The sequence below is a fragment of the Gordonia sp. UBA5067 genome (assembly GCF_002414845.1).
GTDB classification, from domain to species: domain Bacteria; phylum Actinomycetota; class Actinomycetes; order Mycobacteriales; family Mycobacteriaceae; genus Gordonia; species Gordonia defluvii.
Window position 1 is genome coordinate 23,816 of record NZ_DIAX01000065.1, and the last position, 21,123, is coordinate 44,938.

Annotated in this window: 19 protein-coding genes, 2 tRNA genes and 2 pseudogenes; 12 read left to right on the forward strand and 11 right to left on the reverse strand. The window is 68.2% G+C overall.

Features of this window, described 5'->3' with window-relative positions:
- Together B4M62_RS11050 and B4M62_RS11055 are read right to left on the reverse strand one after the other, a co-directional pair.
- Positions 1–770: sulfurtransferase (locus B4M62_RS11050; RefSeq protein WP_290707652.1), on the reverse strand; the 770-nt coding region annotated here is incomplete at its 3' end.
- Between the two features lie 283 nt (positions 771–1,053).
- Positions 1,054–1,974: a DUF2993 domain-containing protein gene (locus B4M62_RS11055; RefSeq protein WP_290707654.1), complete on the reverse strand. Its 921-nt coding sequence runs from the start codon at positions 1,972–1,974 to the stop codon at positions 1,054–1,056.
- 122 nt (positions 1,975–2,096) lie between these two features.
- Between B4M62_RS11055 and B4M62_RS11060 the strand changes: the two genes are divergently transcribed.
- Entirely contained in the window at positions 2,097–2,834 is a 738-nt protein-coding gene (locus B4M62_RS11060) for a response regulator transcription factor (protein ID WP_290707721.1), read from the forward strand.
- A gap of 21 nt (positions 2,835–2,855) precedes the next feature.
- A complete protein-coding gene (mshD, locus tag B4M62_RS11065; RefSeq protein ID WP_290707656.1) occupies positions 2,856–3,752 on the forward strand; it encodes a mycothiol synthase in 897 nt (298 codons plus the stop codon).
- Here mshD and phoU read toward each other — a convergent pair.
- From phoU to B4M62_RS11090, 5 genes are all read right to left on the reverse strand, one after another.
- Positions 3,749–4,429 (reverse strand): phosphate signaling complex protein PhoU, encoded by a 681-nt coding sequence (phoU, locus tag B4M62_RS11070; protein WP_290707658.1) that lies wholly within the window; start codon positions 4,427–4,429, stop codon positions 3,749–3,751. The genes mshD and phoU overlap by 4 nt on opposite strands.
- A 44-nt stretch (positions 4,430–4,473) precedes the next feature.
- Positions 4,474–6,351 carry an LCP family protein gene (locus tag B4M62_RS11075; RefSeq protein ID WP_290707723.1) on the reverse strand — a complete coding sequence of 626 codons (1,878 nt, stop codon included), beginning with the start codon at positions 6,349–6,351 and terminating at the stop codon, positions 4,474–4,476.
- A gap of 230 nt (positions 6,352–6,581) precedes the next feature.
- Positions 6,582–7,700: a tRNA dihydrouridine synthase DusB gene (gene dusB, locus B4M62_RS11080; protein ID WP_290707725.1), complete on the reverse strand. Its 1,119-nt coding sequence runs from the start codon at positions 7,698–7,700 to the stop codon at positions 6,582–6,584.
- Between the two features lie 26 nt (positions 7,701–7,726).
- A complete protein-coding gene (locus B4M62_RS11085; protein WP_290707661.1) occupies positions 7,727–8,728 on the reverse strand; it encodes an acyl-ACP desaturase in 1,002 nt (333 codons plus the stop codon).
- A 131-nt stretch (positions 8,729–8,859) separates the two neighbouring features.
- Positions 8,860–9,387, reverse strand: a complete 528-nt coding sequence (locus tag B4M62_RS11090; RefSeq protein WP_290707662.1) for a nuclear transport factor 2 family protein — start codon at positions 9,385–9,387, stop codon at positions 8,860–8,862.
- A 73-nt stretch (positions 9,388–9,460) separates the two neighbouring features.
- Here B4M62_RS11090 and B4M62_RS11095 point away from each other — a divergent pair, with 73 nt between their 5' ends.
- Together B4M62_RS11095 and B4M62_RS11100 are read left to right on the forward strand one after the other, a co-directional pair.
- Positions 9,461–11,320 (forward strand): serine/threonine-protein kinase, encoded by a 1,860-nt coding sequence (locus tag B4M62_RS11095; protein WP_290707664.1) that lies wholly within the window; start codon positions 9,461–9,463, stop codon positions 11,318–11,320.
- The gene (locus B4M62_RS11100; protein WP_290707665.1) at positions 11,317–12,108 is read left to right on the forward strand and encodes a hypothetical protein; all 792 of its coding nucleotides are present in this window, start codon (positions 11,317–11,319) and stop codon (positions 12,106–12,108) included. Before B4M62_RS11095 ends, B4M62_RS11100 begins: the two co-directional genes overlap by 4 nt.
- Positions 12,109–12,120: 12 nt before the next feature.
- Here B4M62_RS11100 and B4M62_RS11105 read toward each other — a convergent pair whose 3' ends face one another.
- Positions 12,121–14,118, reverse strand: a complete 1,998-nt coding sequence (locus B4M62_RS11105; RefSeq protein ID WP_290707667.1) for an NAD(+) synthase — start codon at positions 14,116–14,118, stop codon at positions 12,121–12,123.
- A 50-nt stretch (positions 14,119–14,168) separates the two neighbouring features.
- On the opposite strand from B4M62_RS11105, the gene B4M62_RS11110 reads away from it, so the two are divergent.
- The 4 genes from B4M62_RS11110 (at position 14,169) to B4M62_RS11125 (ending at position 16,866) form a co-directional block, all read left to right on the forward strand.
- Positions 14,169–14,669, forward strand: coding sequence for a hypothetical protein (locus tag B4M62_RS11110; RefSeq protein ID WP_290707669.1), 501 nt, complete (start codon positions 14,169–14,171; stop codon positions 14,667–14,669).
- Between the two features lie 71 nt (positions 14,670–14,740).
- Positions 14,741–15,406 (forward strand): YcnI family protein, encoded by a 666-nt coding sequence (locus tag B4M62_RS11115; RefSeq protein WP_290707671.1) that lies wholly within the window; start codon positions 14,741–14,743, stop codon positions 15,404–15,406.
- On the forward strand, positions 15,399–15,947 hold the full coding sequence (locus B4M62_RS11120; protein ID WP_290707673.1) for a copper resistance CopC family protein: 549 nt from the start codon (positions 15,399–15,401) through the stop codon (positions 15,945–15,947). Before B4M62_RS11115 ends, B4M62_RS11120 begins: the two co-directional genes overlap by 8 nt.
- Positions 15,925–16,866: a CopD family protein gene (locus B4M62_RS11125; protein WP_290707675.1), complete on the forward strand. Its 942-nt coding sequence runs from the start codon at positions 15,925–15,927 to the stop codon at positions 16,864–16,866. Before B4M62_RS11120 ends, B4M62_RS11125 begins: the two co-directional genes overlap by 23 nt.
- Here the strand turns inward: B4M62_RS11125 and B4M62_RS11130 are convergent.
- Together B4M62_RS11130 and B4M62_RS11135 are read right to left on the reverse strand one after the other, a co-directional pair.
- A pseudogene (locus B4M62_RS11130) lies at positions 16,863–17,264 on the reverse strand (alpha/beta fold hydrolase); the annotation flags it as partial. The gene B4M62_RS11125 and the pseudogene B4M62_RS11130 sit on opposite strands and share 4 nt — an antisense overlap.
- Before the next feature lie 43 nt (positions 17,265–17,307).
- Positions 17,308–17,958 (reverse strand): annotated as a pseudogene (locus B4M62_RS11135) (alpha/beta fold hydrolase); the annotation flags it as partial.
- Positions 17,959–18,081: 123 nt separating this feature from the next.
- Here B4M62_RS11135 and B4M62_RS11140 point away from each other — a divergent pair.
- The 3 genes from B4M62_RS11140 (at position 18,082) to B4M62_RS11150 (ending at position 19,736) form a co-directional block, all read left to right on the forward strand.
- Positions 18,082–18,154 (forward strand) — tRNA-Lys (locus B4M62_RS11140).
- 77 nt (positions 18,155–18,231) lie between these two features.
- Positions 18,232–19,173: a cytochrome c oxidase assembly protein gene (locus B4M62_RS11145; RefSeq protein WP_422653575.1), complete on the forward strand. Its 942-nt coding sequence runs from the start codon at positions 18,232–18,234 to the stop codon at positions 19,171–19,173.
- Between the two features lie 68 nt (positions 19,174–19,241).
- Positions 19,242–19,736 (forward strand): hypothetical protein, encoded by a 495-nt coding sequence (locus tag B4M62_RS11150; protein WP_290707679.1) that lies wholly within the window; start codon positions 19,242–19,244, stop codon positions 19,734–19,736.
- A 22-nt stretch (positions 19,737–19,758) separates the two neighbouring features.
- Here the strand turns inward: B4M62_RS11150 and B4M62_RS11155 are convergent, their stop codons facing one another.
- Positions 19,759–20,916, reverse strand: a complete 1,158-nt coding sequence (locus B4M62_RS11155; RefSeq protein WP_290707681.1) for a pyridoxal phosphate-dependent aminotransferase — start codon at positions 20,914–20,916, stop codon at positions 19,759–19,761.
- 83 nt (positions 20,917–20,999) lie between these two features.
- Between B4M62_RS11155 and B4M62_RS11160 the strand changes: the two genes are divergently transcribed.
- A tRNA-Glu gene (locus B4M62_RS11160) sits at positions 21,000–21,072 on the forward strand.
- The last annotated feature ends 51 nt before the right edge of the window (positions 21,073–21,123 follow it).

Consider the following 21,123-nt stretch of genomic DNA (forward strand, 5'->3'; position numbering starts at 1 on the left):
TTCTTGACGTTCTTCTTGCCCAGCAGTTCGGTGAGGACAAACCAGGTGTGGCTCGAGCGCTCGCCGATGCGGCAATAGGCAATGGTGTCGATGCTGTCGTCGAAACCCTTGTCGGCGTACAGCGCGGTGAGCTCGTCGTCCGATTTGAAGGTGCCATCCTCATTCGCGGTGGTCGACCACGGGATGTTGATCGCGCCGGGCACGTGGCCGCGCTGCTGCGCCTGCTCCTGGGGAAGGTGGGCGGGCGCCGAGATCTTGCCGCTGAACTCGTCAGGGCTACGGACGTCGACCAGGTTCTTGATGCCGATGGCCGCGATGACCTCGTCGCGGAACGCGCGAATGCTGGTGTCGGCGGGCTTCGCGACATAGGTGGTTGCCGGGCGCGTGACGGTATCAGCGCTCAGCGGACGGCCATCGAGCTCCCACTTCTTGCGACCGCCGTCGATCAGCTTCACATTCTGGTGGCCGTAGATCTTGAAGTACCAGTAGGCGTAGGCCGCGAACCAGTTGTTGTTTCCGCCGTACAGGACGACGGTGTCGTCGTTGGCGATGCCGCGCTCGGAGAGGAGCTTTCCGAATTGCTCGGCGTTGAGGAAGTCGCGGCGCGGCGAATCCTGCAGGTCCTGCCTCCAGTCGAGCTTCACGGCGCCGGGGATGTGCCCGCCGTCATAGGCGGAGGTGTCTTCGTCGACCTCGACGAAGACGATCCCCTCGGTGTTGAGGTTCTGCTCAGCCCAATCGGCGCTGACCAGGACATCGTTGCGTGCCATGGTGGTTCCCTTTCACATGGTTGGAAATCAATGGGGGAGTGGAACGGGAGGTTCCGGGGTGATGACGGCCGTGTCGATCAAGCCCGAGAAGGGGCTTCGGGGAGCACGAGAGGTCTGGAGAAGAATCCGCTGCCGCCATCGTCAGGTGGTGGCGCGTGGGCGACCACCGGCTAGCGACAGCAACAGGCCGCGAAACGACAGAAGTCGATCGCGTAGCGGCGAGTGAGCATGAGCTCTCGGCCTGATTGCATGCCATCGACGATACAACAGCGCGCTGCGATGTTCAGAACTGGTCCGGGGCAACGGTCATCGCGGGAGCTGTTCCGCTGATGACGATGTCGCTGCCGGCGCTGTTGGCCGTGGTCGGCGGAATGCCCCACGGCAGTCTCGGGTACGGCACGCGGGCACTGAAGCGCGCCAGCACCGCCCGCTCGAACTCGGCGGGTACCGTGCCGTCGGCATGTTCCTCGGGCCCGAGATAGAAGCCGGTCGCGACGATGACGAGATCGCCCTCGACCACGGACAGATCGACGGTGACACTCACCTTGGCATGGGTGCCGGCGAACTCGTGCGCCGACGGCGGGTAGCGCCCGTCGGTACGCGGGCTCGGGCGACGCGGCGGCAGCGATACGGTGCCGGTGAGTAGCACCCCCGAGGTCCGTTCGAGAAGTCCGTCGCCGGGGCCGCCACCACCCGCCTTGTTCGTCGGCGCCGGGGTGTTGACGGCGAGGTCGGTGATGTCGAGCAGCCGGCCGAGGTTGACCGAATCGAGCTTCGCATAGGCATCGACGCCGGTGACCTCGATGGGACTTCCGCCGTGCCACCGGTCTGCCGTGCTGGCGCGCACCGACGCGGCGCGGATTCCGATCTCGGCGTAGCACCGGGTCGTGGCACAGGTCTGCGGCACGTCGCGCAGATCAGCCGGGCCGGCGATGGCCACACCGCGCGCAGTGATCACCAGACCGGGGAAGTCGCCGCGGCGGGCGTATGTCGAAAAGGGGAATCCGCCCAGCGTCACCTCCGGTTCGTAGGTGATCCGCGGCGATGCGAGCAGCGCCGTCGCCAACCTGCGCTCGCTGTGTGCCGCGCGCACCGTGTCGACTGTCACCAAGCCGCCGAACAAGGCGATGACCAGCACAGCGACGGCCGCGACGGCGAATCGTCGACGACGTGGAGAGTCAGCGATGTGAACTGCGGGTGTCATCAGCGTTATTCTTACATCCGACCCCGCTGCCGCCGTTGTCAGTGCGGGCGCCTTCGTCGGCGCCCGACCGCCGTCGCTGCCATTCTCGGCTCCGCGACCTGACATTAGATGCGGAGTGCATGATGGACATCTTGCTCCTGACCTCCCACCCAGATCCCGGTTCGGTCCTGCCCTCACTGGCACTGTTGGCGCACACCGTGCGGGATGCGCCGGCCGATGTGTCGGCGCTCCTCACCACCGAGTCTGCGCACGCGGTACTCGTCGACGCACGCACCGACCTGGCCGCTGCGCGCAATCTGTGCCGCCTGCTCGCCAGCACCGCGGCGGTTCCCGTGGTGGCCGTCCTCACCGAAGGCGGCCTGATCGCGGTCAACGCGGAGTGGAGCCTCGACGATTTTCTGCTGGCCGACACCGGGCCGGCGGAGCTCGACGCCAGGTTGCGGATGTTAACCGCGCGCCGCATCCCCCCGCGAGCGGAGGAGGCCGGGTCGACCCTGGTCCTCGGCGCCGTCTCCATCGACGAAGAGACGTACACCGCACGCCTGCGCGGCAAGCCGATGGATCTGACCTACAAAGAGTTCGAACTGCTCAAGTACCTCGTTGCGCACGTCGGGCGCGTGTTCACGCGAGCGCAACTGCTGCACGAAGTCTGGGGGTATGACTATTTCGGTGGCACCCGCACCGTCGACGTGCACGTGCGACGGTTGCGCGCCAAGCTTGGTCCCGACCACGAGGCGCTCATCGGCACGGTCCGCAACGTTGGCTACAAAGCGGTGCGCCCGGCGCGTGGCCGGGGTGCGGAGTCCGACGACGACCTCGGTGCTGATGAGATACTCGACGGACAGACTGCCGCACCGTAGCCGCGGTCGGGAAGGTCGAGGGTGACCCAGATCGTCGAGCCGCAGCAATTGTCCGACGAGGAGCAGCGGGCCGTTCGGGCGATGCTCACCGCAGCGCTCGTAGGCGATGGGGTAGAGGCCCTGGGGGAGGCGCCGGTTGCCCTTCTGGGCAGTTCGCGGCCCACCGTCTCGCACCTTCTGGCGGTCCAGGGGGGATCGCCGGTGGGCTACGCCTCGGTGCTGCCGGGACGCGACGGTGAGCCGGCCACGGTCGAGGCCGTCGTCGCCCCGGCGGAGCGGCGCCGCGGTATCGGTGCTGAACTGATCGCGCGGGCGCTCGAGTCCGGTGGTCCGGGTGCCACCGTGTGGGCGCACGGCGATCTGCCCGCGGCGCGGGCGGTGGCGACCAGACTTGGCCTGCACGCCCGGCGCGAGCTGCTTCAGCTGCGGCGCGGCCTCGGATCCGGCAACCCGCTACCACCGCTGACCGAGCGGGCCGACATCGCGCTGCGCACCTATGCCGGCGCCGCCGATGACGCGGAGATTCTGCGAGTCAACAATGCGGCCTTCGACTGGCACCCGGAACAGGGTGGCTGGTCTGCCGGGCAGCTTGCCGAGCAGACCGCGGCGGCCTGGTTCGACCCGGCGGGGCTGTTTCTGGCGTGGGAGCCGCGCGCGGCGGGTGCGGAGCAGCTACTCGGCTTCCACTGGACGAAGATCCACGGTCCCGGGCTCGGTGAGGTCTACATCGTCGGGGTCGACCCGTCTGCCCACGGCCGCGGACTGGGCCGCCACCTGACGCTGGCCGGACTGCACTACCTGGCAGATCGGGTTCCGGTGGTCAGCCTGTATGTCGAGGGAGACAACACCGCTGCCCTGCGCATGTATGAGAACCTGGGATTCGAGCGATTCCGGGCCGACGTCGCCTACGGCGGTTAGGTTGTGTCGATCAGTTGCTGCGGCGTCATACCGGTGGTCTGAAAGACGACGCGCCGGCCGATCAGCACAGCGTGATCGGCGAAACGCTCGTAGTAGCGCCCGAGAAGGGTCACGTCGACGGCGGCGGCGACGCCGTGCTTCCACTCGCGATCCATGAGAACCGAGAACAGATGTCGGTGCAGATCGTCCATCGCATCGTCGTCTTCTTCGAGTTGAAGTGCATGCTGGGGATCCTGCGATTCGAGCACTTCGCGGGCGGCATGGGCGAGTTTGACGGCCAGGCGACCCATTTCGGCGAAGTAGCCGTCGACTTCCTCGGGCAGCGCCTTGTTCGGATGCCGGCGCCGCGCGACCTTCGCGACGTGCAGGGCGAGCGCGCCCATGCGGTCGACGTTGGCCACGATCTGGAACCCGGTCACCGTGGCGCGCAGGTCGGCAGGCATGGGCGCCTGCTGGGCGAGGAGGGCGAACGCCCGCTTCTCGGCTTTGGCCGACAACTCGATCATCTGGTCGTGGTCGGTGATCACTTCCTCGGCGACCGGCAGGTTTGCCTGCAGGAGCGCCTGGGTGGCGCGGTCCATCGCATTGCCGGCCAATTCGCACATCTGGCCGAGCGTCCCGTTGAGCGCGGCTACCTGTTCCTGGTATGCGCTTTCCTTGTCGGACCGTTTCCGCATGGATTCACCCTACTGTGACCGCTGGTGCTGCCGGTCGACGCGTCCTATTCGCAGGTGGCGTCGCCGGCGTTGGTGACCGAGAGGTCGCTGGGCAGGTTCGCCTCGACGACGCGGGGCGGCAGTTGATCGGCGCTGATCGTCGTACCCGGAGTCGCGTAGGACTTCAGCGTCGACGAGGTCGTGTAATCGTCTCCGAGGATCAGTTCGACGCCCGACTTGACCGTCCGGTCGGATTGGATCTTCGCGCCCGGGAACATCCGTGCGACGGTGGCTGCCGCGTCGCGCTCACCGGGTCCGTAGCGGACGATTGTCGTGTCGACCTTCTCGCTCGAGTCCGCGATGCCGCGCACCTCGAATCCCTTCGGGGTCAGTTGCTCGCTGGCATGGGAGGCCAATCCCGAGGTGTTTGTGCCGTTGAGGATGCGGACGCCGACGTTCGACGGTGTCATCGCCAGCGCGTTGACCTTGCTCGGCGTCGACGGAGCCGGCGCGTGCTGATCGTTCTTGGCGTCGGCCTTGGTGGGTTTCGGCTTCGGCTTTTCGCCGGGCAGCGGCTCGTCGTTGATGATCGCGCTGAACAGTGCCTGGATGTCGTCGTTGCGCGGGATCTCGTTGTTCTGCCCGTCCTGGCTGGTACCCGAGGTCGGGATGGTGATGAAGGTGACGCGCCCGGCGTCGATGCCGCGCATCGAGTCCGCGAGGTTCAGCAGCGACTCGGTGTTCACATTGTCGACATAGGCGTTGCTGGTGAACGTGCGGGCCACCCGGTTGAGTTTGGCCGGGTTGGACAACACGTTGCTCGAGAGCGTTGAGCGCAGCAGCGAGGACATGAACAGTTGCTGGCGCTTGATCCGGCCGTAGTCGCCGTTGCCCTCGGTGGAGATCGTGCGGGCGCGGACATACTTGAGCGCCTTGCGGCCGTTGAGCTTCTGGCGGCCGGCCTTGGGTAACACGGTGCCGACTTCGTAGTCGTAGAGCGGAGTCGTCGAGCAGACCCACACGCCGCCGACGGTGTCGACGATCTTGCGGAAGGCGACGAAGTCCATGCCGATGAAGTGGTTGATGTTTAGGCCACTGATCTTTGTGATCGTCTTGACCAGGCATTTCGGCCCGCCTATCGCGTACACCGAGTTGAGTTTGACATCGTCGGTGGCGGGCACCCATTCGCCGGTATACGCACCCGTCTGATCGTTGAAGCCCTCGCATTCGGGGTGGTCGACGGCCAAGTCGCGCGGAAACGACACCGCGACGACACGACTGCGGTTCGCCGGGATGTTGATCAGGATGATGGTGTCCGAGCGGGACCCCTCGGTCTCGGCGGCATCGCCGGCGCCGAACTTCGAGTTCTTTCCCGCCCGCGTGTCCGTGCCGACGATGAGGTAGTTCTCGTCGCCGTACTGGTCCTGCTTGCCCTTGATGTTGTGGTCGTTGCCATCGATGGCTGAGACGGTGCGCCACGAGTTGTTGACCGAGCCGTTCATCGCCCAGGCCGTCCCCGTGCCCACGAGGGCGATGACGCAGGCCGCCGTCGCGGCAACGCGGCCGACGACGCGCGCATCACGGGCGAGGAGTTCACGACGGCTGCGGCCGGATCGCCCCTTCTTGACCACCATGTCGACCGGGTCGGGGGTGCGTTGCAGCGCCTGGTGGCGCGACTCGGTGCGGACGCGCCGGTTGGTGGCAGTGGCGGAGAGGTCGACCGGAGCGTTGCTGCGGCGGCGCACGACGGGGATGCGCTGGGTGACTTCGTCAGAGATCGGACCACCGTCGTCGACGGTCCGATAGACCGGTTGGCTCTGGTCCAACCATTGGGCCGTGGGGTGATCGGGGTGCGGTTGTGGCTGGCGCGGCGTCGCATCGAGCTGGTCCATCAGCTCGCGAACGGTGAGCCGGGACCGGGCGCGCACATAGCGATCCCGCATCGCGGGCTCGCGCAAGACGTTGGGATCCGGCTCAGCCGATCCGGCCGCACCAATCCATCCGTCGCCCGGGGGCTGCTGGCTCAACGGTTTTCCTTCACGTTCCTGGACGCACACGCGCCACATACCGGCTTTTCATGGTACCGACAGCACCTGAGAGCTTGCAGAGTCGCCGCCGGACTGTGACGCAAACCAAAGCGCCGCGTCACAGTGGCGTTATCGGACCGTGCCGGTCAGCCGCCCGAGTGCATCACGTCGGCGCCCCGCGGGACGGTGATGTCCTGTGGATCGTCGAGCCAGCCGTAGGGCAGCGACACCTTGCCCGGTGATCCCTGGCGGCCGCGCGGCCCGCCGGCGTCGACGGGAAACGGCACGTCGGGGTCGAGCTGCGCGATCAGACCAGCAAGCTCGGCGACGGTCGAGATCGCTGCGAAACTGCGCCGCAGGTCCCCGCCAACTGGGAATCCCATGAGGTACCAAGCCATGTGTTTGCGCAGGTCCCGAAGCCCGCGCTCTTCGCCGTGGTGTTCGGCGAGGAGAGTGGCGTGGCGGTGCATGATTGCGCCGACCTCGCCCAATCGCGGCGGGGTGGGGAGCGGTTCGCCGCGCAGGGCGGCCGCCAACTCGGCGAACAGCCACGGCCGTCCCAGGCACCCGCGGCCCACGACGACACCGTCGCAACCGGTGTGCGCCATCATTGCCACCGCGTCGTCGGCGCTGAAAATGTCACCGTTGCCCAGTACCGGGATCGTCGTCACGGCCGCCTTGAGCTCAGCGATCGAATCCCAATCCGCCTGGCCCGAATAGCGCTGCGCCGCGGTGCGCGCATGCAGGGCGATCGCCGCCACGCCGCCCTCTTCGGCGATTCGGCCGGTGTCCCGGAAGGTGAGGTGGTCGTCGTCGATGCCTTTGCGGAATTTTAGGGTGACGGGTACTCCGTACGGTTGCGCTGCGGTGACCATCGCGTCGACGATCCGGGCCAGTAAGGCGCGCTTATAGGGCAGGGCAGCACCGCCGCCGAGCTTGGTTACCTTGGGGACCGGGCAGCCCAGGTTCAGGTCGATGTGGTCGGCCCAGCCTTCGCCGGCGACGATCCGCACGGCCTCGCCCAGGTTGACCGGGTCCACGCCGTAGAGTTGCATGGAGCGGGGCGACTCGTCGTCGTCGAAACTCATCATGTGCAACGTCTTCTCGTTGCGCTCCACGATCGCCCGCGCGGTGATCATCTCGCAGACGTAGATGGCGTCAGCGCTGCCGAACTCGCGGCACAGGCGCCGATACGCCCGATTGGTGACCCCTGCCATCGGGGCCAAAACCACCGGCGGATCGACCCGAAAGGGGCCGATCCGCAGGGTGGAACTGTCGATGACGCCGGCGGTCAGGACGCCTGCTTCTCCCGCTTCGCCGCTTCGCGGGCCAGCGAACGATCGCGCATCTCCTCGAACCGGGTCGCGTCCTTGTCGAGCTGCTCGAGGAATGCCGAGAGCTCCTCGCGGGTCTTCTCGCCCTCGGGGCCGAAGTCGGTGCGACCGAACACATCCCATTTGCGCAGGACCGGCATGACAACTTCTTCGAGGTGCTGGCGCAGATCGTAGATGCCGTGCTTGGCCATCAGCACACCGTGCCGGCGGAAGTTCGGCATGCCCATACCCGGCATCTGGAAGTTGGTGACGATGTCGGTGACGGCCCGCAAGGTCTGGTCGGGGGAAAGATCCATCCCGGCGCCGCAGATGTTGCGGTAGAAGACCATGTGCAGGTTCTCGTCGGCGGCGATGCGCTGCAGCATGCGGTCGGCGATCGGATCGTCGCAGGCCTTGCCGGTGTTGCGGTGGCTGACGCGGGTGGCCAACTCTTGGAAGGTGACGTAGGCGACCGAGTGCAGCAGGCCGACCTCATCGAGGTCCCCGTACTCGTTGGTCAGGTCCTCCATGCGATCTGCCGCGACCAGTACCGGGTCATAGCCGTTGGTCATGTGGATCATTCGCGCCTCTTCGAGGGCGACGGGGTCGACGCCGCGCGTCACGACGAGGTAGTCGCGCATGGCGATGCCGTGACGGTTCTCCTCGGCGGTCCACCGGCCAACCCAATGCCCCCAGGCGGAGTCCATCGAGAAGTTGTCGGCGATGACGCGGTGGTAAGACGGCAGGTTGTCCTCGGTGAGGAGGTTGGTGATCATCGCGGCTTTGGCGACCTCGTCGAGCTGTGACTGCTCGGGGTCGTAGTCGGAACCGCCGAGCGCCGCATAGTTCCGGCCCTCGTCCCACGGAATGTAGTCGTGAGGATTCCAGTCGCGGGCCTGCTTGATGTGCCGGTTGACGTTGTCTTCGGCAACCGGAGCGAGTTCGCTTAGCAGCTCGAGCTGCGTGAGTACGCGTGCCATATTCTGGAACCTCCGAAGTGCTTTAGGGTCGGCCGAGCACTTGGCTCGGACATATTCGCCACCAAGCCTACGGCACGGCCAGCATCGACCCAAGTCACTCCGGGCAGGCGCGTTTGGCGCCTGCGCCGAGGCTATCGGCGGTCGAACATCTTCCCGACGGTGTCCATCCACTGCTGGGCGGGGGCGTCGATGGTGCCGAGCTCAGTGGCCTTCTGGCACCATTTCATTGCCGCCCGACCGAATAGCAGGGGGTTGTATACGTCTTCCTCACGGCTCCACAGGCCGGCGCCGGCGTAGGTGAGGATCGTGATGTTGGTCGCGGTGATGAGGGTTCCGTCCCCCGGATCCCGCATGGGGTTGTCCACCTCGAAGATCACCCGCGACGTCGACGGGTCGGTGACATGCCACAGCGACGGATACCCGGTCATATGGCTGCCGGGGAACGCATGCATAGTCTTGTTGACCCACGCGCGGATCGCTTCACGGCCCTTGAAGGTGCCCATGGCGTGCTCGACATAGTCGGCGTCCTCAGTGAATTGGTCGGCCCATTTGTCCCAATCGTGGGTCTGCGCGACCTCCGCGACAGTGGCCTGGAAGCCGGCGAACGCGCGGTCGAGTTCGGCGGCGGTGAAACGGGGGGTCACCTCGGTTGGCGGCATCGCTGCATCGTATCGGACAGCGCATACACTCCGAGGGGGCGAGATCGCGATATTTAGGCCGGGAGGGGCGCGCGTGTACCAGGTGGGCGATGAGATCGCGGGCTACCGGGTGGTCGGTGTGTTGGGCGCGGGCGGAATGGGCGAGGTTTACCAGGCCCAGCACCCGAGGCTGCCCCGTACCGATGCGGTAAAGGTGTTGCGGACGGCGCACCTTGCCGACGATGCGGTACGCCGCCGATTCGAACGAGAGGCGGACCTGATCGCCCCGATCGCACACCCCAACATCGTGCGAGTCTATGACCGGGGAGAGATCGGCGACCGGGGAGAGATCGGCGATTCGTTGTGGATCGCGATGGAGTGGGTGCCGGGCACCGACGTGGCGAAACTGTTGCGGAAACATCCCGGCGGGCTGAGCCGCGAGCAGGCCAGTGGGATCATCGCCGGTGTGGCGGCGGGACTGGACGCCGCGCATCGGCATGGGGTGACCCATCGGGACGTCAAGCCGGCGAACATCCTCATCACCCCCGGAGAGGCCGGCGCGGTCAAGCTGGGCGATTTCGGCATCGCTCGGGCGATTGAGGACGGCGGTGGTCTGACGGGGACCGGGATGGCAGTGGGGACGATGCGGTACGCCTCGCCCGAGCAGATCAGCGGTGGGGCCGTCGATGCGCGCAGTGATGTGTACTCGCTGGCGGCGACGACCTTCGAGCTGCTGACCGGAACACCGCCGTTCACCGCGGACAGCCTGAGCGGGGTGATGGCCGCACACATGTTCGCGCCGGTGCCGTCGGCGCACGAGCGCAATCGCGGATTGCCGTACGGAATCGACGCCGTGCTGGCCGTCGCCATGGCCAAAGACCCGGCTCAGCGGTATGGCAGCGCGGGTGAATTCGCGCGGGCGGTACTGTCGGCGCTGCATGAGGAGACCGGCGTGCGGACCCTCATCGGCGAATCGCCGCCGGAGATGTTGGGTGGCTCGCCACCGCGGGTGTTGGGTGGCTCGCCACCGGAGGTGTTGGGCGGCTCGCCACCGCGGGTGTTGGGTGGCTCGCCACCGGAGGTGTTGGGCGGCTCGCCACCGCGGGTGTTGGGTGGCTCGCCACCGAGTTGGCCGCCGGTGCCGAGCGGGCCCCACGGTCGGCGGCGCGGTTCACGCGGCCGCCGCATCGCGCTTGCCGGCGGCGCGCTGGTGGCCGCCGCGGTAGTGGGCGCGCTGACTGGGATGTGGCAGAACTCGGCCGCGGCGCTGGCGACCCCGGACCGGCCGGATACGACGATCACCAAGTACGCCGTCGACGTCGACTGGCAGCCGATCGACGGTGCCACCGAGTATGTGCTCAAGCGCGGCGAAACCGAGGTATACGTCGGGCCGGCCACCGCCTTCCGCGACCCGCTGCCGCTCCCGGGCGTCTACCAGTACTCGGTTTCGGCCCGCAGCCCCGGCGCACTCCCATCGCGCTTCTCGCTGAAGTCGAGCTCGGCGACGGTGTTTGCATCCTGGCGCCAGGCGCAGTGGATCGCCGACCTCTATCCCGACCTCGTGCCCGCATCCCCGTTGAGCACCAACGGCTTTGACCAGGTGGGCTGCTGGGCCAACGGGCCGGTCTATTTCGATCAGACCTCGCAGGAGACCATCACCTGCCAGAAGGTCGACGACATCACCGTCGACTTCGCGTTCACGATCTACGGCTTCCCCAACGATCCGCAGGGTCTTGCCGCCGCCAAACCGACACTCCTGCACCACACCGCGGGGCGTTCGTTCACCTCGGCGCAGGGTAATCGGGGGTCGGTCCATCGATACACGATGAACGACACCCGGTGCGCGGGAATCGATTTCGACGGCGAAAGGCGTGCGCTGACGGTGGTCGAGGTGTGCGTGGGCAAGGGAACCGTCGAGGATGCCGTGCGACTGGCGGAAAGGTTGCCGATGTGAGGAAGAGCCTTTCGTGGCGGACCGCTGCGGTGGCGGGTGCCGCGCTGGTGACGGCGCTCGTCGTGTACGCCGGCGTGCGCCTGCTGTCGCCGGGACCGTCGGCGCCGCCAGCGCCGTCGGCGTTACGCGCAACCGTCGGGGTGGGGCAGGTCAACGTGCAATGGCCACCCGTTGACCGGGCCGACACCTATGTCTTGTTGCGCGACGACCAGGTGGTCTACACCGGCCCGCAACCGCGCGGCGTCGACGCGACGGTCACCAAGGGCCGGCACACCTATCGGGTCCAGGCCAGCACCAACGGCGTTCCGTCACCGCTGAGTGAGCCGGTCGTCGTGACGGCCGGCGACGGGTGGGGGGTCGGCGCGCCGCTGGTCGCCATGCTGCCCAAGGTGCTGCCCGCGGCGCCGAAGGTTGACGGACCGTGGCGGGCGCTGCACTGTAACTGGCAGATCCGGCCCGGCCGCAATGAGTTGGGGCCGTCCGAACACGGGGCCGGGACGATTGGGATGCGGTACCGGCTCGTCTGCGGCGCCAACCTGACCGTGGCCCTGCACGCGATGTGGTTCTCGTCGAAGGATGCCGTCGACGGCTACCTGAGCCGGATCACCCGCGATTCGGAGGCATTGCGGTGGAACCACGGTTCCGGCTTCTGGTACACCGCCAAGAACGAGGGCTACCTCAAGTTCGACGACCCGAAGCTGGCGCTGATCGTGCTCGGGGTCGGGCGTACCGACCACAAGACGACCCGCGCAGACTTCCTCGACCTCGCCAACGAGCTGCCGATCTGACCAGGCGACTGACTAGCCCAGGTCGTCGAGCCAGGGTTGCACCGAGGCGTCCGACGGTGAGCGCCAGTCGCCCCGCGGCGAGAGTGAACCACCGGAGCCGACCTTGGGCCCGTTGGGCATGGCAGAGCGTTTGAACTGGTTGGCCATGAACCGGGTGAGGAACACGGTCAACCAGTGCCGGATCGTATCGTCGTCGTACGTGCCCGACCAGGCCTGCTGGGCCAGGAAGGCGATCTTGCGCGGCCGGTAGCCGAAGCGAGTCAGGTAGTAGAGGTAGAAGTCGTGCAGCTCGTAAGGCCCGACGGTGTCCTCGGTGCTCTGGATCGCACCGTCCGCGCCGGGAGGAATGAGCTCGGGCGAGATGACATCGTCGACGACCTCGCTCAGCACCGCAGCGGTCCGCGCATCGTGCAGTTCGGTGGTGATCATCCACCGGATGAGGTGGCGGATCAGGGTCTTCGGCACCGACCCGTTGACGTTGTAGTGCGACATCTGGTCGCCGACACCGTAGGTGCACCAGCCGAGGGCGAGCTCGGAGAGATCCCCGGTGCCCAGCACGAGCGCACCGTGCTCGTTCGCCAACCGGAACAGCAACGACGTTCGCTGCCCGGCCTGCACATTCTCGAACGTGGTGTCGTAGACCTCCGCGCCGGCCGCGACCGGGTGATCGAGGTCGGCGAGCATCTGGCGGCACGCGGGCCGGATGTCCGTCTCGGCTCCAGTCACCCCGAGCGAGCCCATGAGGTCCAGCGCCCGGCCCCGCGTCGCGTCGCCGGTGGCGAAGCCGGGCATCGTGTAGGCGAGGATATTGGTTCGCGGCAGACGCAGCCGGTCGAACGCGTCGACGGCCACGAGCAGAGCCAGGGTGGAGTCCAGACCGCCAGAAACGCCGATGACGATGCGCTCGATGCCGCTGGACCGTAGCCGCTGGGTCAGGCCCTGCACCTGGATATTGCCCACCTCGCGGCAGCGGGTGTCGCGGTCGGGTCCGGTGGGCGGCACAAAGGGGAACCGGGCCACGGTCCGGCGCAGCGGCGGATGGTCGCGCCGGGCACCGATGGTGACCGGGATACGGCGCACCATGCGGAGCCGATCGGCGTAGTCGCCGACCTGATCGCGCAGGCTGATCATCCGTGCCCGTTCCTGGCGCAGACGGTCTAGGTCGACGTCGGCGGTGATCGTTTGGCTGTGGGTGGCGAACGGGGTGGTGCGGGCCAGTAGGGTGCCGTTCTCGGTGATCAGGGCGTCACCGTCCCAGGCGAGGTCGGTGGTGGATTCACCGAACCCGGAGGCGACGTAGACGTGGGCCGCGACGTTGCGCGCCGAGGTGGCCGCGGACAGTTCGCGCCGGTACGACTCCTTGCCGATCGTGACCGGCGAGCCGGAGAGGTTGACCAGCACGGTCGCCCCGGCCAGCGCCGCCCACGTCGACGGGGGGATCGGCACCCAGCCGTCCTCACAAATCTCGACGTGCAGGACCAGTCCCGGCACGTCGTCGGCCTCGAACAGCAGGTCCGCGCCGAACGGGACCCGGCGCCCCAACACCGTCGCCTCGTCGACGGGGGCGTCGCGGGCGGCGGCGAACAGTCGCTGCTCGTAGAACTCGCGATAGTTCGGGAGATAGGACTTGGGCACGATGCCCAAGAGTTCGCCGTCGTGCAGTACGGCTGCGGTGTTGTACAAGCCGTCGCCGATGCGCAGCGGCACGCCGACACAGACGAGCGCGGAGCGCCCGGTCGTCGCCCCCCGCACAGCGTCCAGCGCCGTGAGTGCGGCGTCGAGGAGGGCGTCCTGCTGGACCAGGTCGTCGACGCTGTAGCCGGTCAGTCCGAGTTCGGGGAAGACGATGACCGCTGCGCCGTCGTCGGCCGCCGCCGTCAACAGGTCGACGGTCTGCCGGGCATTGGCAGCCGGATCGGCCAGATAGACCACGGGCACGGCGGCGCTGACCCGGACGAATCCGTGGCCGGCGATTGAGGCGGTGGACTTCGCGGTGCGGTTGGCGCTCACGTTTGCAGCGTAGTCGGGGGTGGGGCGGACAGTGTGGGATGCTTTGCTCCATGTCCGCGCATCCCGAATCGGTATCGCGGGCCGGCGTCGCGGTGGCAGTACCCGGATTGGCGCTGACCGCACACGGCATTGCCACCGGGTCGGCTCCCGGCTCGGCGGGAATCGTGTTGTGCGTCGCGCTCGGCGCAGCGTTGGCCGCGGTCGTCGCCCGGTCCGGGCAGCGGGTCTCCCCGATTCGCGCGGCGGTAGTGCTGGCCGTCGGTCAACTCTTCGGACACCCCGCCGCCGGTGTCGGCGACGTCGTTGGTGGGCACTCTGCGCATCTCACCGGCGTGCTGGCCTGGCATGCGGTGGCCGTTCCGGTCAGCGCCGCGCTGCTGGTCGTGGTGGCGCGGTGTGCTGCATTGATCACCGCGGTGCTGACCGTGCTCACCTCGGGTCCAGCCGCAGTGGCAGTCGGGGAGGCGCGCTTGTTCGGCGACGGGTGGCGGCCGGGACTCGCCGTCGCCGGTGCGGGGAGCGCTCCGCGCGCACCGCCGGTGCACCGGTAGCGACTGCCCGTTTCACCCGTTCCGCGTTGGAGCCGGTGCCCCGCCATCAACCATGGAGGACCAGCATTACCATGACAATCACTTCTGCCCGTTTAACCCGTACAGCTCTCGCCATTTCCGTCGCAGCCGGTCTTGCCCTCGTCCCGATCGTCGGGGCGGGAGTCGCCGATGCCCACGTCGTCGCCCGGACCGCCGGGATGGGCGCGAACGGGTTCGGAGTCGTCACCTTCATGGTGCCGAACGAATCGGATACTGCGGCCACGACCGGGTTCACCGTCGCATTTCCCGGCGTCAAGCACCTGCTGCCGGAGAGTAAGCCTGGTTGGGTATCCCAGGTGACGAAGAACGCCGATGGCGCGGTCACCGAAATCCGGTGGGCCGCAGCCCCGGGCACGCCGGGCATACCGGTAGACCAGTTCGCCGAGTTCAGTGTCGCCGGTGGGCCGTTCGCCGGCGAGGTGGTGCTGCCGGCCGTCCAGCGCTACGCAGACGGGACGACGGCGGCCTGGGATCAGCGGTCCACCGCCGGGGCTGACGAGCCGGAGCATCCGGCGCCGACAATCAACGCCGCACCGCCGGTTGCGGCCGCGGCAACCGATCACCCGGCCCGCTGGCTGGGTGGGCTGGGCCTGCTCGCCGGAGCCGCCGGGGTCGCCATCGGGGCGGCCGCGGCACGAGGCCGCAAGTCGGCTCCGAACGATGAGAATCGACTCGAAGAGGAGAATGGGCATGCGTAAACCAGTGCGCGCCACCGGTGTTGCCGGCTTGCTGTTGGTGCTTTTCGTTGTTGTCGCCGGCTCGGTGATGGGGAGCGGGGTCGCGGCGGCCCACTCGCGAATTCTCTCGTCGAACCCGGCCGACGGCGCAGCGGTGGCGGTGGCGCCGGCCGCGGTGGAGATCACCTTCAACGAACCGCTGCAGAGCGAGTTCGCCACGGCCAGCGTCGTCGGACCCGATCGGCACTTCTGGCATGCGGGTGATCCGGCGGTCAAGGGCAAAGTGCTCAGCGTTCCGCTGCGCCCCCTCGGGCCGGTCGGTGTCTACCAGGTGAACTTCCGCGTCACATCGGCCGATGGGCATCCGGTGACCGGCCAGCGGACGTTCCGGTTGACCGTGGCAGGTACCGGAACCCCGGGTGAGGCCGTCGACGAGTCGTCGGCCGGCGGGTCGCCGGTATGGCCGTTTCTCGTCGGCGCGGCGCTGATCCTGCTGGTCGCCGCCGGCGTCATCGCATGGTTCACCCGGGGCGGGGCGGGTGGCAAAGCGCGCCGAAGCTGATCCGGCGAGGTGGGTGGCCGGGCTGGGCACCCTGGTCGCGCTGGCCGTCGGCGCCGGCCTCGCGCTCGCTCTTGCCGGGGCGGCGGGGCCGCCGCCGTCGGTCTGGCTGCGGGCGGTGGCCCTGGGGGCCTCGGTGCTGTTGGTCGGCCTGGGCTCGATTGAACGGCTCGGTGTCGCGCCGTCGGCGCGGGTGATCGGCGTAAGCGCCGTCGTGTGGTTCATCGCCGCTGTCGGCATCGTCTGGCTGGGGACCGCTGAGCGTGCGGGGGTGTCGCCCGCACGCGTGACGGTGACGGAGTTCGCCGGTGCGTGGTCGGCGCATCCGGGGGAGTTGATCGGCGTGGGGTGCGCGCTTGCGGTGGTGTTGTGGGCGCTGGGCCGGCTGACCGCCCGAATCGATATGCCGCCGACGGTCGTGGCCGGCGCCGCCGGAGTCGGGCTCACCGCCGTCGCCGTGGGCGGTCATGCCGGCGTGACCGCCCTCGGCCCGGTCGTCGTGGGGGCACACACAATCGCCGCCGCATGGTGGTGCGGGACACTGGCAGCGCTGGCCGTGACGGTGCGCGGCCGGGCCGGGTGGGCGAGCGCACTGCCCCGCTTCTCGGCAACCGCGCTGTGGGCGGTGGTGCTACTGGTGGTCAGCGGCGTCGTCGCCGCGGTGGTGAACGTGGACGCTTTCGGCGGGCCGGGCCTATCGGTGTGGTGGACCAGCGGCTACGGCCGGGTGGTGTCGGCGAAGGCCCTCGCCCTACTCGGGCTGGCCGGTCTCGCCGCCGCCCATCGTCGACGCTGGGTCCCGCGGGCGCGGGCGCACCGCGTCGACGCGGGTGACTCCCTGCGCCATGCCGCCGTCGAGGTCGCGGTGATGGCGGTAGCGCTGGGGCTGGCGGCCGGGCTGGCCGGCACCGCGCCGGGTTAAGACCGGTCCTGCTCGTCCCAGGCCGAGTTGAGTTCGGCCAGGATCTGCGTGGCGAAGCCGAGACCGCCGAGGTGGGATTCGTCCGGCATCTCGATGAGCTTGGCGTTGGGCAGCAGCGAAACCATGTATTCGCCGTGCGCGTACGGAATGATGTGGTCCTTGTCGCCGTGCCACCAGCGGACCGGCGTGGTGACGTCGGCCACCCGGAAACCCCAATCGCGGGCGAACACAATGGCGTCGGCGAAGGGTGCCTCCATCCGCCGCGACCCGCCGTGGAGCAAGTCGTCGAGGAACATGGCACGAAACTCGGGGCGCGCCAGCAATTCCCGGTCGCCCTGTGGCGATAGCCGCCCGTACAGCCTGATCGCCGGCTCGGCCACCGGACGCGAGACCGACAGTAATGTGCNNCCCCCCCCCGCCCCTCCCCTCGCCTCCCCCCCCCCGCCGCGCCCCGCCGTGGAGCAAGTCGTCGAGGAACATGGCACGAAACTCGGGGCGCGCCAGCAATTCCCGGTCGCCCTGTGGCGATAGCCGCCCGTACAGCCTGATCGCCGGCTCGGCCACCGGACGCGAGACCGACAGTAATGTGCTGAGGGCCTTGCCGATGGGCGCGCCGGCGACTTGCAGCAGTGGTGCCGTCGCCTTCGCGATCTCCACGGCTCCGCCGCTGATCGCCTCTGGCCCGACCGCCGGTGCGACACCGCCCATCACCCCGACCACCTTGACGCGCTCGGGAGCGGCGTACGCGGTGGCGAGACTGTAGGGTCCGCCGCCGGACAGCCCGATGACGCCGAAATCCTCGATATCCAAAGCGTTGGCCAGGGTGAGTAGGTCGCTGGTGAACTCGAGGACGTTGGCATAGCGGTAGGGCGTCGACGATCCGACGCCCGGCCGGTCCAGGCCGATGATGCACATTTCATGGTCGACGGCGAGTTGACGCGCCTCCGGCGGGATCTGGCGGCGTGCGCCGGGGGTGCCGTGCAGCCAGAAGTAGGGCCGCGCGGTGAGCTTGCCGAACTGTGCGAAGCCGAGGCGGCGCCGGTCGCCCACGGCGACCGAGCCTTCCAATTTGGGGCGGTCAATCTCGAACACGCTCTAGAGCATGGCACACGATTGCACCGATGGTTGCGGTAGCCGGCGACATCTCGCCAAGGTCATTCCGGCGTTGGGTACACTACGAACCTGTTGCCGCCGGGATACCCTGCCGGCACGCCCGCCCCTTTAGCTCAGTTGGTAGAGCTACGGACTTTTAATCCGCAGGTCCTCGGTTCGAGCCCGAGAGGGGGCACCGCAGGATACCCGTGGATTGCGCATCGATTCGGGCAACTCGGGCGCCCGCGACGAAGACGCTGCGCCGCGCGCATACTGGCTGCAGTGAACGCCCTGACCACCCCCCTCACACTGGAGACTGCACTCGCGTCGTGGCGGGCCGATCCGGTGACACTGGTGTTGATCGTGCTGGTACTGGTCGGCTACGGCATCGTGTGGCGCCGATCGCCGCTGCCGGCCTATCGCGCGGTGCTGTTCGGGGTGGTCGGTTGCGGGGTGTGGCTCGTCGCGTCGTGCGGGTTCGTCGGGGTGTACAGCGATGTCCTGTTCTGGGTGCGGGCGCTGCAGTTCGTGCTGATCCTGATGGTCGCGCCGTTCGGCCTGGCCCTGGGTATGCCGCTGACCGCGCTGCGCGATGCCGTGGGTGCTACCGGGCGGGCCCGATTCGGCACCGTCGCGCGGAGCCGCATCGCCCACCTGTTGGCGTCCCCGGCGACGTCTTCGATGGCCCTGCTCGCGGTGCCGTGGCTGATCTACCTGTCCGGGTGGTATCGCGCGTTGCTGGTGAGTTCGGTCGTCGACGTGCTCACCCGAATCCTGTTGGTGGCCATTGGTTTCGGCTACTTCTACGCGCGGCTTCAACTCGACCCGGTGCCGCACCGCTACCCGCAGGGCGTGACCTTGTTCGCGTCGCTCGCCGAAACCCTTGGCGACGGCGTGCTCGGCGTGATCCTGTGGCAGGGACCGCTGATCGCCGCAGACTTCTACGCCGCGCTCGGCCGTGACTGGGGGCCGTCCATCCGCACCGACCAGACCGTTGGTGCGGGCGTCTTCTGGATCCTGGGCGACGTCGTCGGACTGCCGTTCCTCCTGGTTGTCTTCGGCCGGCTTCGGGCGCAGGAACGAGTGCGGGAGGAGCAGGTGGATGCCCAGATCGAGCAGACCCCGCCGGGTTCGGCGGCTGCCGAGGCCGATGATCTGGTCCGGCAGGGGCTCTGGTGGCAGACCGATCCGCAAATACGTGAGAGGTTCCGATGACGCCGCCGGCAGACGGGTTCGCGTAGACTCGTGCGGCCCGCACATCCCCGATCAGCCGAGGTGGCCCCATGAAGCATCGACCTTCGCTTATGGCCCGGCTGATGGTCGGCGCGCTCGCCGGCGCACTCGTCCCGGCGGCACTTGCCACCGCTGCGGCCACGACGGCGTCGGCCGCCCCGGGCGGTGACACCGTCACCGTCGACTCGAGCCGGTATGCGACGCCGGGTGGGCACGGAAACTTCCGCTGGCGGTATTCCTCGGCGAAGTCGAGTCTGTGCGGGATCTACCCCACGGATCGCACCTACACGGTGCGGTGCGCCGCGAAGGTCCCGTCGTCGGGTGCGTCGGAATCCTCGAAGTACGACGCCGTCGAAATCGGCCCCGGCGGCGCGCGGCGGACCACGACCGGCGGTGAGACCTACGGCGGCGCCAAACGGCTGTATCCCAACCACACGATCTCCGTCGTCGGGATCACATGCACGGCACGCAAGCACGCGACGGTGACCTGCACGACGCCGACGGGATCGTTCCAGATCGTCGGCGGAGTGGCCAAGCGCCCATAGGCAGGCGATAGTCCGCTGCGGGTTACCGGCGCAGCGCAGCCAGCCGGTCGGCCGCCTGCGCAAGGGTGTCGTCGTGCTTCGCGAAGGCGAATCGCACCAGGTGCCGCCAGGGTGCGGCATCATCGGCAAAGGCGCTGACGGGGATGGCGGCCACCCCGATCCGGGCGGGCATCTCCCGGCAGAAGCGGGCGGCGTCGTCGAAGCCCAGCGGGCGTGGATCTGCGCACACGAAGTAGGTGGCCTCGCTGCGGTGCACCCCGAAACCGGCGCCGGCCAACGCCGACGACAAGAGGTCGCGTTTGCGCTGCAAGGCAGCAGCTGATTCGTCGACCCAGTCCAGCTCCTCAGCGAGTGCCAGCGCGACGGCGGGTTGCAGCGGGCCGCTGCCGACGTAGGACATGAACTGCTTGGCCGCCCGGACACCGTCGACGAGCGACTTCGGTCCCGACACCCAGCCGACCTTCCAGCCGGTGCAGTTGAACGTCTTCGCCGCACTGGAGATCCGCAGGGTTCGTTCGCGCATGCCCGGCAGCGTGGCGATCGAGCGGTTTTCGCGGCCGTCGAAGAGGAGGTGTTCGTACACCTCGTCGGAGATGGCGATGACGTCATGGGCGACGCAGAGTTCGGCGATGGCGGCCAAGTCGTCGTCGGGCAACACCGTGCCGGTCGGATTATGCGGCGAGTTGACGATGATCGCGGCCGTCATCGGTCCGATGGCCTCGGCCAGTCGTGGCCGGTCGAGGCGGAAACCGTCGCCGTCGGGCACCATCGGTACCGTGCGCCGGGTGGCGCCCGCCATGGCGACGGTCGCCGCGTAGGAGTCGTAGTACGGCTCGATCAGCACGACCTGCTCGCCCGGCTCGACCAGCCCGACGACGGCGCCGGCGATGGCCTCGGTTGCGCCGACGGTGACCAGGACCTCGGTGTCGGGGTCGTAGCGCAGGCCGTAGCGGTGGGCCTGGTGCTCGGCGACCGCGTGGCGAAGCGCGGGGACGCCCATGCCCGGTGGGTATTGATTGCGGCCGTCGGCGATGGCTTGCCGGGCCGCCGCCAGCATGCTCGCCGGGCCATCGGCGTCGGGGAACCCCTGACCGAGGTTGATCGCATTGTGCCTGGTCGCAAGTGCTGACATCTCGGCAAAGATGGTTTCGCCGAACGGGCGGAGGCGTGCCACGGTCATGGTCTACAGTGGCACAGACCAGGCGATTTGTGTTTGTCGGATCGCGTGACATAAGCTGATCCGGCTCCCCACGGAGAACACCGGCCCCCTTCGTCTAGCGGCCTAGGACGCCGCCCTTTCAAGGCGGTAGCGCGGGTTCGAATCCCGTAGGGGGTACGCATGAGGTGAAAGCCTCAAGCACAAGGCCCTGTGGCGCAGTTGGTTAGC